The sequence below is a fragment of the Nonomuraea sp. NPDC004702 genome (genome assembly GCF_053601695.1).
Window position 1 is genome coordinate 1 of the sequence record NZ_JBSGCE010000146.1, and the last position, 9,547, is coordinate 9,547.

Below are 9,547 nucleotides of genomic sequence, written 5' to 3' on the forward strand. Positions count from 1 at the left end.
CTTCACCAGTCTTGACCAGGCCGAAGACCGGCTGGTCGCCTTCGAGTGGCGTTACAACGCGACCGCCCGGCCCTTCAGATGGAAGTTCACTCCGGCCGACCTCGAGGACCTGCTGGCCCGGATCGAGCGACACGAACAGAAAGAGTCCAACCTCCAGCAGTGCGATGACTGCGACCATCAGCCTGCCGTACTGGAGACCGCCGCATAACCCCCGAAGGATTTACGACGCAGACCACTTAGGCGGGCCGACTCATCCGGATGGCCACCGGTCAGGCACGTCGGCCAGTCGTAGTTCCCTACCGGTCTGGGGATCTTTGAACCGGAGGCCGCTGCCGTCAGCGACCGGCTCTGCTCCCCGCAGCGCGGTCAGCGACGTTCGCGGTCGCGGGTAGGGCGAGGCTTCGATCTTCTCCCGCAGGCCGGGCAGGGCCAGCATGGCGAACACGTTGGCGGCCAGGTTCGCGGCGGCCTGGCGGTACTCGACCGCCCGGCGGGTATGGATGGGGCTGCGCCAAAGCTGGCGCTGAGAGAGGAGTACGGGCAGGTAGATCACCAGGTGATCACCCCGATCCACCGCGATCGGCTCATCGCCCAGCCCGTCTGGCGCGGGCAGGCGGCTCAGCAGAGGCAGCATCGCCCGCCGCGTGCCGGGTACCACGGCACCGGGTGTGGCTCCCGTTGCCCTCGATCTCCAGTCCGATCGCCTCCACCCGCGAGTCGTTCCCGTACTCGGCCAGGGCGTAGTGCAAAGTCAGACAGCCATCCACGCAGTGCGCGGTCGCGGCGTCGTCCTGGGCCAGGTTCCATAGCCACACGCCCGTCAGCGCTACCGACGGAAGCGCCTGTGGCGGGGGCGAGGACATCACCGTGAAGAGCGACTCCTGCTCCAGGCGAGCGCGTCTCAGCCCGGCAGGTAGGACCACCTTGGGCCGGCGGCGCCGCGCGGACTTGTCCTTCTTCGGGTTGGGGCGCTTGCGAGCCATGCCCTGACCGTAAGCGCCCGCACCGGCGTTGTCAGTTGGTGAGGCCAATCGGAAATCATGGCGAGACAGCCACGCGGGCGGAGAGGTGGGGGCCTGTCACCGTGGGGGTGCGTGATTTGGCCCTGTCGCGGTAGAGGCAGCGCGTCACCGCAGGTGGACGGGGCGCTCGGGCACGCCTACGCTCAACAGTTCAGTGATGAGAGCATCGAGGCCGATCGGATAGATGGTCTCGCTGGTCGAGCGTAGATCATCGAGGGTCCACCAGCGGTGGGCCTGGATGGTGTCGGGCTGGGTGGCGCGGTCGCGGGCGAGATCGTCGGCGGTGATCCGCGCGAGGTAGTACCGCTCGACCTGGAGAACCCGCTGGCCGCCGACCTGATGTTCCTTGCCACGCTCGGCGATCAGGGCGCCCAGTCGAACGGCGCCCTCCTTGATGCCGAGCTCTTCGCGAAGCTCGCGGTGCAGTGCGGTGGTGTGGTCCTCGCCGTTGTCGAGAGAGCCGCCCGGGGTGGCCCAGAAGCCGCCGTTCTCCGCGTAGCGCAGCAGTAGCACCCGCTGGTCGTCGTCCAGGGCGATGACGCGGGCGGCTGCGCGCAGCGGTGGGGTGCTCATGTCGCTCATTGTGGCAGTGTCAGCCGCGCACGATCAGGTAGTCCCCGATGCGGGCGGCATCCAGGTCGCACGCCTGGAAGGTGGCCAGGGCGTGGGCGGGGGTTTCCACGATGGGCTCGCGGTCGTTGAAGCTGGTGTTGAGCACGAGGGGTACGCCGGTGATCTGGTGAAAGTGTTCGATCACCGCGGCGAAGGCCGGGGAGTGGTCGGGCTCGACGCTCTGGACGCGGGCGGTCCCGTCGATGTGGACGACGTCCGCGATCTTGCCTGCGGTTTCCGGGCGGACCGGCGGGGCCAGGAGCATGAACGGGGAGGGCACGTCGAGGTCGAACCAGTCTTGGGCGTGGGCGGCCAGGACGGCGGGGGCGAAGGGCCGGAAGGGTTCCCGGTGCTTGATGCGGTCGTTGAGCGCCTGCGAGCTGGCGGTGGTGCGAGGCTCGGCGAGGATGCTGCGGTGGCCGAGGGCACCGGGGGCCGAGTTCGCCGCCTCCGGCGAACCAGCCGACGATCTTTCCCGCGGCGATCATCTGGGCGGCGGCCCGGGCGATGTCGCTCTCCCGGCGCCACTGGTAGGGGGTGTGGCGGCGTTCGACGAGCCCGGACCGTGGGTCGCGCAGCAGGGCTTGTTCGATCTCGGCGTCGCTGTAGGTGCGTCCGAAGGGGTCGATGGCCAAGGGTCGGCGCGGCAGCTCGCCGGTCAGCCGGTGCCAGCCGTACAGGGCGCAGCCGAGGGCTTGGCCGCGGTCGGAGGCGGCGGGCGGGGCGAAGTATCCGGTGACGGCCGGTAGGCGGCGGAGTTTGTCGGCGGCGACGCAGTTGAGGGCGACGCCGCCGGCGAAACGCAGGTGGCCCTGTCCGGTGGCGGCGATGGTCTGTTCGGCCAGCGCGCACAGGGCTTGTTCGTGGGCCCGCAGGTAGGCGGCGGCGTTGATGCCGCGCGTGTCGTTGCCGAGGCTGTCTGGGGGGCCGAAGTCCCAGCCGGTACGTGCGGCGAGTTCGGCCACGCCGGCGGCGTGGGTGCGGGTCAGGCGGGCGGTGCGGGACCTGATGGGCTGGGCCTTCACAGACGGTTTAGCAGCCGCTCAGTCCGCAGGAGTTCCCGTCCAAGGTTCCGCCCGCCACTTAAGTGAGCCGCAGCAGCGGCCGCCGTACGGTTGGTGCTGGACGACGGTGCCTCCTCCTCCAGACCGAACGATCAGCTGGGTTCGGGCTCGGTGAGGAAGTTCTGCGCATGCACGTCAGCTGCTGGAAGTCGCGCGCCGCAAGGGAGCGCTTCGTCATGCCTCGGCGCTCGACGTGATGGCTTGCCGGCAAGGTTGTCGTAGACGACGGTGTCGTTCACGTAGGCCTGGTCACACTGGCATTCGTCATCTTCGCTGTGTCGGGGATGGCATCTGTACTACTGTGCCCATCTCGAGTTGCGAGCCCGCCGTCACCGCTGCGACGACAGTCCGACGTTCCCGACACATGCCCGTCGAATTCTCCGGCTCGTTCCCGAGGCCGTCGCTGTCCTGCCATCACCTTCGCACCTGGGGAGATCCCATCGCATCCGTCGACATGTATGGGCCGACTCTGGCTGATGCCACCACCATGGAGTACGGCCATCCACTGCCCACCGGTTTCGAGGACCTCGACGCGCTCACCTCCGGAGGGCTGCGCCCCCGCACCCTGACGATCATCGCCTCGCGCCCCGGCATAGGCCGCACGACGCTCCTGACCGACATCTGCCGTCGCAACGTTCTGCGCGACGCTACGCCGACGGCGCTGTGGACACTTGAGGAGAGCCGTCCCGATATTTTCGTGCGGTTCCTGAGCGCGGAAGCTCGTGTAGCGCGCCATGCCCTGCAGAGCGACTTGGTGGATCCGGCTGGATGGGAACGAGTCGCTCAAAGGGTTCAGGAGTTCCAGGCCGCTCCGATGATGGTCGACGCCCCCGCGTCCGCGACCGTGTCAGACATCGCCTCCCGGGCGAGTGACCTTGTGACACAGCATGGGGTGCGCCTGCTGGCCATCGACGGCCTTCAAGGCATTCGACCTGACAAGCGCAACGACCTGCGCGAGCGTGAGGTCGGGGATGTCGTCCGCGACCTGAAGACCCTTGCCCGTGAGCTGAACGTGGCAATCATGGCCACCGCTCACCTCAACCGTGGCCCTGAGCACCGGATCAGCAAGCGCCCTCGCCTCGATGATCTTCGCGAATCAGGCGCAATCACCTTCGCGGCTGATCTGATCATCCTGGTTCATCGAGAGGACGCCTACGAGCGAGAATCCCCTCGCGCAGGCGAGGCTGACCTTATCGTGGCCAAGCACAGAAGCGGGCCTGAGGCAACGGTCACTGTCGCCTTCCAGCCGCATTACAGCCGCTTCGTCGAGATGGCGCAGGGCGAGGCGACGGCACCAGAGCCAGCGACCACACCGGTGTCGCGCTTCGGAGTCTCGAATCTGTTCCAGACCCCGTGCCCCACCCCACCGTTTGAGGACGGCGAGTAGTCGGGCCCGTTGGGCGCGCCGGTCTGCAGATGGCTGATCGCCTGGCGGGGGCAGCGCGCCGTACGGGATCACACGGAGCCGACAGCGCGTGGAAGTGGTGCGGCGCAGCGGCTATGCCCGCAGACCCTGCACCGTTGCGAAGGCAACACTCGACGCCGTCCCGCCGCGCCCCGCACGGCTTGTCCGGTGCGGCCAGTTCGCGGCGGCCCCGCGCCGACGCGACGCCGCCTGATTGGCGCGCCGCAGCGCTCCTGGCGGTTGCTCCTCTGTGGCGAAGGCAGGACTCGCCCGCGATGGGCCCCGCCGATGACCGGGCACGAGAAGCGCCCGGGCCCGGTCGGGTGCCTGCACTGGTAAGTGCAGGGGCTGCGGTTTCGCCAGATGTGAGCGGAAGGCGTCTCATGCCTGGCGGACAGTTCCACCCGCGGCCCGTTGTTCGAAACCTCGTGCAGGCCGTTGCGCCGCATGACAAGCGCCGCCGGCAGCAGGCCGGGTTGTTCGAGCGGGTCAGGTCAACGCGCGGCCAATCAAATTGAGCATCCACCGCTGATCGGCCGACTCACGCTCGTCATACGGCTGTTCTGGGCTCACAAGGCAGTCGGTATGTCACCACCGGACTCCAGGACGACCAGAGAATCGGCGGTGGCCTCGGGCAGGCCGAGCCGCTGGTAACGCGCCACCGCCCGCCGTAGCTTGGCCACCGCGGTATTTCGGTCTCCCTCCGCGGCCACACAGCGGGCGATGCCTTCCAACGCGTGCGCCTCATCCAGCGGATTGTTGACTTACTGGGCCAGGTCCAGCGCCTGCCGGTACGCCCTGGCTGCCTGCTCCGGCCCAACGGAGACGGCCAGCAGGTCGCCGGTGTGATGGAGCGAGGGGGCCAAGGGAAGGGCATCGGCGCCGCGAGGCCGATCATATGGGAGCGGCTGGTGATCAGTACCAGGGAACCGGGCGTGCCGGGGAGCAGTGAGTCGACCTGGGTAGGTCCGGAGGCGTCGTCGAGGATGAGCAGCATCTTCTTGCCCGCCAGGCGGGAGCCCCAGCGGGCGGTCCGCTCGCCGAGGTCGTCGGGATGTGGCGGGGGTCCATGCCGGTGCGGGCCAGCAGTCGGCCCAGGGTCTCACGTGGGTCAGCGGCCGGGATGCCGGGGGTGGGCGTGCAGGTCGACGAACAGCTGTCCGTCGGGGTAGTCGGCGGCGAGCAGATGCGCCAGGTGCACCGCCAGCGCGGTCTTGCCCACCCCGGGCATGTCGTCGACGGCGTGGATGGCCACAGTCCCAGTGCTCAGCGCGGCGGCGGTTAGCAGGTGGCGCAGTTCGGCGTCGCGGCCGGTGAAGGCGGCCACGTCGCGAGGCACAGCGCGCATCTCCGGCGGGGGGGCGGGGGTGGGGCGATGGTGATGTCGCGGGCGTTGTAGACGCGCATGCCCTCGCCGAGGTTGTACTGCAGGCCCACCAGGGGCGCGGCGGGGACATCGGCGGACGGGCCAGGGACGGCCGGTGGCTGCGTGGGATCACCGGATGGAAGCTCATCCGGTGTGGGGATGGGAGCGCTGGAATCGTCCATGTGGGCCATGCCTCCTCCAGGCACGGGGATGCCGATGACGATACGTTCGCCACGGGGCGGGGTTACCCGATCGGGCAGTTCCGCTATCGCAGCACGCACGCTGCGGCCGGCGGCACATGGGACCGGTGCTGCGGATCAACCGGGCAGGGGGCGCGGGAAGCGCCTGGCATGCACCTGGCTGTGGCCATTTCAGCGGCAACGCCGGCATCCAGGCCGCGGCGGCGGAAGCCGGCGACGCGAGTCGGCGAGACGGGCACGACACCGTCGCTTGGCGTAACGTCGCCCGGTTGCCGACCCAGGGGCCACCCGCAGGCGGCCCCGCGGACCGGCTCGGAGCCGGTTTCGGGGCTGCTCGTGGGACTGCTGGCGGCGTAGGGCGAGCAGCGGGGCGGCGGGCAGCAGCGGGTTGACCCGCGCCAGCGCGGTTAGCGCGAGTCCCCATACGGCCAGGGCGGGCCGGGAGGGTGAGGTCCGTACCCGCCGCAGGGCGCGCCTTGCCGAATCGGGTGGCTGGTGTGGCGGCGGCGGGTCGTGGCCGATCAGTGTCCAGGCTGATCGCTCGCAGGGCGCGCTGATCCATCGGGCCCAGCCCTGGTGAGCCTGAGGGATGGCGGGCGACCATCCTGATGCGTGGGTTGCGGTGATTCTTCCGGCCTAGCTCTATGAATCATCATCGATGTGCATCATAATGAGTCAAGATGAATCGTAAGCGCGCGGGACGTCAAGGGCACGAGGCCGAACCGGCCTGTATCGCTAGGGACATAAGTGAGCCTTTTCATCCTATTGCCGTAGGTCAGGAGCAGTGGCTGGCGAAGATTGACCCTGTGGCCCGCGACAAAGCTCAGACCTCCGGCAGCTGAGCTGGAGGGGGAGATGCGCCATCACTCCTGCTCTGGGGGCTGGGCAAGGAGGATGAAAAGGCTCAGTCTGTGGAGCGGCTTTTATAGCGGCCCGCCTGATCGTCATCATTGGGAGAGAGAATGGCATCATTTTGGATCATGGGGCGTGCAGGGTGGCGTCGCTGCCAGCCGCGGCTGCACAAGAAGAGGTCGGCGACGTGACGAACGAGGGCACCGCGCCGGACGCCGACCGTCCGCAGCCGCGCGGGAAACGCCAACGGCTGGCGGCCGAGCTGCGGCGGCTGCGCGACCTGGCCGGGCTGTCCGGCCGCGAGCTGGCCGCCCGGCTGGGGGTGAGCCAGTCCAAGATCTCCCGGATCGAGTCCACCGCCCTGTTGCCGTCCTTGCCGGAGGTCGAGGCGTGGGCCGAGGCCGTGGGCGCGCCCCTCGAGGTGCGCGAGGCGCTGCGGGAGCTGACCAGCGAAGCGTTCATCGAAGTGCACACCTGGCGGACCCGCGCCCAGGCCCTCCCCGACGTCCAGGAGGAGCTCCGCCGCCGCGATATCGACGCTCAAACGCTGCTTAACTTGCAGCTCACCGTAATTCCGGGGCTATTGCAGACCGCTGCCTACGCCCGCCAGATGTTCACCACGTTTGTCATCTCCTACACGCCTGAGGAGGTGGCTTCCTGGATCGCCGCCCGCATCGACCGGCAAGTGATTCTCTACGGTGAGCAGCACCTGGAGTTCCTGATCGGGGAGGCAGCGCTACGCACCCGCTACGGCCCAGTGCGCGACCATCTGGCCCAGCTGGATCGCATCGCCTCCCTGACCACCCTGACCAACGTTCGGATCGGGCTGCTCCCGCATCACCATCAGGCCCACACCCAAGCCCTGCACGGCTTCACCCTCTACCAGGGCGCCCAGCCGCAAGACACGCTGGTGGCCGTGGAGGCCCTGCACGGCCAGCTATACGTCACCGATCCCGACAGCATCGACCTCTACCGCCGCCAATGGGATCTGCTGCGAGCCTCTGCGCTGTTCGATGCACAGGCCCGCGCGTTCCTGCAGCAGCTCATCGCTGAGATCGGCGAGCAGGAGCCATGACCATCATCGTCCGCGTTCCGGCCAGTCCTCCCTGGCCAACAGCTCACTTCAGGCGAGGCGGAGCGTTCCGGCACGCTGCCTGGAACGCTCCGCCTCGGTGGCTAAGCCGCTTCGTTGTCGATCAGGCCGATCAAGTGGTCGAACTGCTCGTCCTTAACCCCGGCCAGGAACGTCACCCACTCACTGCGGCTGAACCACTGCACCTGCCCGTCGGGGACCTTGGAGTCACGGACGACGAGCCCGCCGACAGCCGGCTGCAGCTGCACGCAATCGCCGCCGCCGCCACTGCTGTAGGCGCTCTTGACCCACGCGACCGTTCCCCGCGGCCCGGCCTGCTGCCCGTTGTCCATGGCCATTACCTGTGTCCTTCTCGCTCCGGCAGGTGCTTCCTGCCCGGCACTGCCCACGATGCGCCACCGGCCTGGGCGGCCAGCTTGCAGGCGATCCTGGAGAGAACCTGGCAGGACCTGGCAGCACATCTGGGAGGCCCGCGCACAGCCGCGCGGCAGCGGCCAACCCGCACGAGGGATACCTGCCGCACTGTCGGTTCCCCTCGCTTCCGCGTCCGATCAGATCCCCGGCTGCCCCCGATACCACGGAGACGACATGGAGTTCCGGCTCCTGGGCCCGGTCCAGGCCATCACCGGCGACGGCCGCCAAACCGACCTCGGCCGGCCGGTTCCCGCCGACACACTCATCACCAGGCCGCGGGACCACCAACCTGCCACCGCCCGCGACCTGCCGCATGGCTACGCCAGCAAACTCCGCGCCCACCTCACCACCCCGACCGGCGCCGTGGACGACACACCGGCGATGCCGCCCGCGCACGAACACGGCTACCGCCTGCCCGTCGCCCGCCACCAGGGCGACGCCCACTGCTTCCATGACGACCTGGCCGCAGCCCGTGCTCTGCCCCCGGCGACCTGGCCACAACGGTGCGGCTGCTGCGCCAAGCGTTGGCCCACTGGCACCCCCACGGTGGTGCCGGCGACGACCTACGCCCGGCCGAACCACTGATCGGCCTAGGCGGCACCTGGGCAGAGGACTACCGCGCCTGCCTGCTCGGCGAGCGCCGCGCGGCCCTGCTCGAATGCCTGCGCGCCGAACTCACCCTGGACCGTCACGGCGCGATCATCCCTCAGCTGGAACACCTGGCCCGCGCCGACCCCACCGACGAGACCGTCGCCGCCCTCCTCCCGCACGCCTGCCACCAGGCCGGCCGGTAGGCCCACGCCACCCGCGCCTACCGCGAGCACTACGACCACCTCCGGCAGGCATCCCTGGTCCCCAGCCCGAGCTCAACCAGCTGTACACGCAGATCCTCAACAACGACCCCGCCCTCAGCCGGCCGTCGCACACGCCCGCCTCACCCCACCCGCCCCCGCCCGGCCGCGCACCCCAGGCCCGCTGCCGACCCTGCCCACCACACCACTTCTCAGCCCCCACGACCACGATGACGCCGACTCTGTAGATGACGAGCAGTCTCAACACCCCAACCCCCCGACACCGATCCCGGCCCCGCCCTTCCTCCCTCGCCCACACCGGGCTCGTCGATCGGCATCCAGATCAACAGCGGCCCCGGCGCCCGCGTCGACAACGTCGGCGGCAGTATGACCGTCCACGAGGCCCCGCCGAGCTGATCACCACAGGGCTATGCGGCAGGGCCGGGCTGGGCGGCGTAGCGGCGTGGACCGACGACCATCGTGGCGCTGCCCGGGATCTTCCAGCGATGCCGGCACAAACGTGTGCGCCGGCAGCCCCGCGTTCCGCAGCTAATCCATGATCCAGGGCACGTTCGGGCCTGAAACCGCAGGTCGGTGGCTTACGACTTGGTGGAAACGGCGGAAAGCCCTAGTTGTACTCACCTGAGAGGTTAGGTACGCGGCTGGCGGGTGGGTGGCCGCCGAGTGCGGTGTGTGCTCGGTGGTGATTGTAGGTGTGGAGCCAGGAT

10 protein-coding genes and 1 pseudogene are annotated in these 9,547 nt (G+C 69.1%); 5 read left to right on the forward strand and 6 right to left on the reverse strand.

Translation table 11 applies throughout. The features are described 5' to 3' along the window. Positions 1–208 (forward strand): hypothetical protein (locus ACWEJ6_RS53525; RefSeq protein WP_452433407.1); only part of this gene is annotated, 208 nt, incomplete at its 5' end. A gap of 42 nt (positions 209–250) precedes the next feature. Here ACWEJ6_RS53525 and ACWEJ6_RS53530 read toward each other — a convergent pair. The 4 genes and pseudogenes from ACWEJ6_RS53530 to ACWEJ6_RS53545 all read right to left on the reverse strand — a co-directional run bounded on the left by ACWEJ6_RS53530 (position 251) and on the right by ACWEJ6_RS53545 (position 2,937). After that, positions 251–634, reverse strand: a complete 384-nt coding sequence (locus ACWEJ6_RS53530; RefSeq protein WP_452433409.1) for a hypothetical protein — start codon at positions 632–634, stop codon at positions 251–253. 493 nt (positions 635–1,127) lie between these two features. Continuing rightward, positions 1,128–1,604: an NUDIX hydrolase gene (locus ACWEJ6_RS53535; RefSeq protein ID WP_452433410.1), complete on the reverse strand. Its 477-nt coding sequence runs from the start codon at positions 1,602–1,604 to the stop codon at positions 1,128–1,130. 10 nt (positions 1,605–1,614) lie between these two features. Next, a pseudogene (locus ACWEJ6_RS53540) lies at positions 1,615–2,058 on the reverse strand (carbamoyltransferase C-terminal domain-containing protein); the annotation flags it as partial. 732 nt (positions 2,059–2,790) lie between these two features. After that, the gene (locus tag ACWEJ6_RS53545; protein ID WP_452433411.1) at positions 2,791–2,937 is read right to left on the reverse strand and encodes a hypothetical protein; all 147 of its coding nucleotides are present in this window, start codon (positions 2,935–2,937) and stop codon (positions 2,791–2,793) included. A 125-nt stretch (positions 2,938–3,062) separates the two neighbouring features. On the opposite strand from ACWEJ6_RS53545, the gene ACWEJ6_RS53550 reads away from it, so the two are divergent. Next, positions 3,063–4,085 (forward strand): DnaB-like helicase C-terminal domain-containing protein, encoded by a 1,023-nt coding sequence (locus tag ACWEJ6_RS53550; protein WP_452433412.1) that lies wholly within the window; start codon positions 3,063–3,065, stop codon positions 4,083–4,085. Positions 4,086–5,214: 1,129 nt separating this feature from the next. On the opposite strand, the gene ACWEJ6_RS53555 is transcribed toward ACWEJ6_RS53550, so the two are convergent. Further along, positions 5,215–5,442 carry a hypothetical protein gene (locus tag ACWEJ6_RS53555; RefSeq protein ID WP_452433414.1) on the reverse strand — a complete coding sequence of 76 codons (228 nt, stop codon included), beginning with the start codon at positions 5,440–5,442 and terminating at the stop codon, positions 5,215–5,217. Positions 5,443–6,708: 1,266 nt separating this feature from the next. Between ACWEJ6_RS53555 and ACWEJ6_RS53560 the strand changes: the two genes are divergently transcribed. Further along, positions 6,709–7,596, forward strand: a complete 888-nt coding sequence (locus ACWEJ6_RS53560; protein ID WP_452433415.1) for a helix-turn-helix domain-containing protein — start codon at positions 6,709–6,711, stop codon at positions 7,594–7,596. Positions 7,597–7,697: 101 nt separating this feature from the next. Here ACWEJ6_RS53560 and ACWEJ6_RS53565 read toward each other — a convergent pair whose 3' ends face one another. Continuing rightward, entirely contained in the window at positions 7,698–7,952 is a 255-nt protein-coding gene (locus tag ACWEJ6_RS53565; RefSeq protein WP_452433416.1) for a DUF397 domain-containing protein, read from the reverse strand. A gap of 250 nt (positions 7,953–8,202) precedes the next feature. Between ACWEJ6_RS53565 and ACWEJ6_RS53570 the strand changes: the two genes are divergently transcribed. Beyond that, positions 8,203–8,613 carry a hypothetical protein gene (locus ACWEJ6_RS53570; RefSeq protein WP_452433418.1) on the forward strand — a complete coding sequence of 137 codons (411 nt, stop codon included), beginning with the start codon at positions 8,203–8,205 and terminating at the stop codon, positions 8,611–8,613. After that, positions 8,532–8,822, forward strand: coding sequence for a BTAD domain-containing putative transcriptional regulator (locus ACWEJ6_RS53575; protein ID WP_452433420.1), 291 nt, complete (start codon positions 8,532–8,534; stop codon positions 8,820–8,822). Before ACWEJ6_RS53570 ends, ACWEJ6_RS53575 begins: the two co-directional genes overlap by 82 nt. Positions 8,823–9,547: the final 725 nt, after the last annotated feature.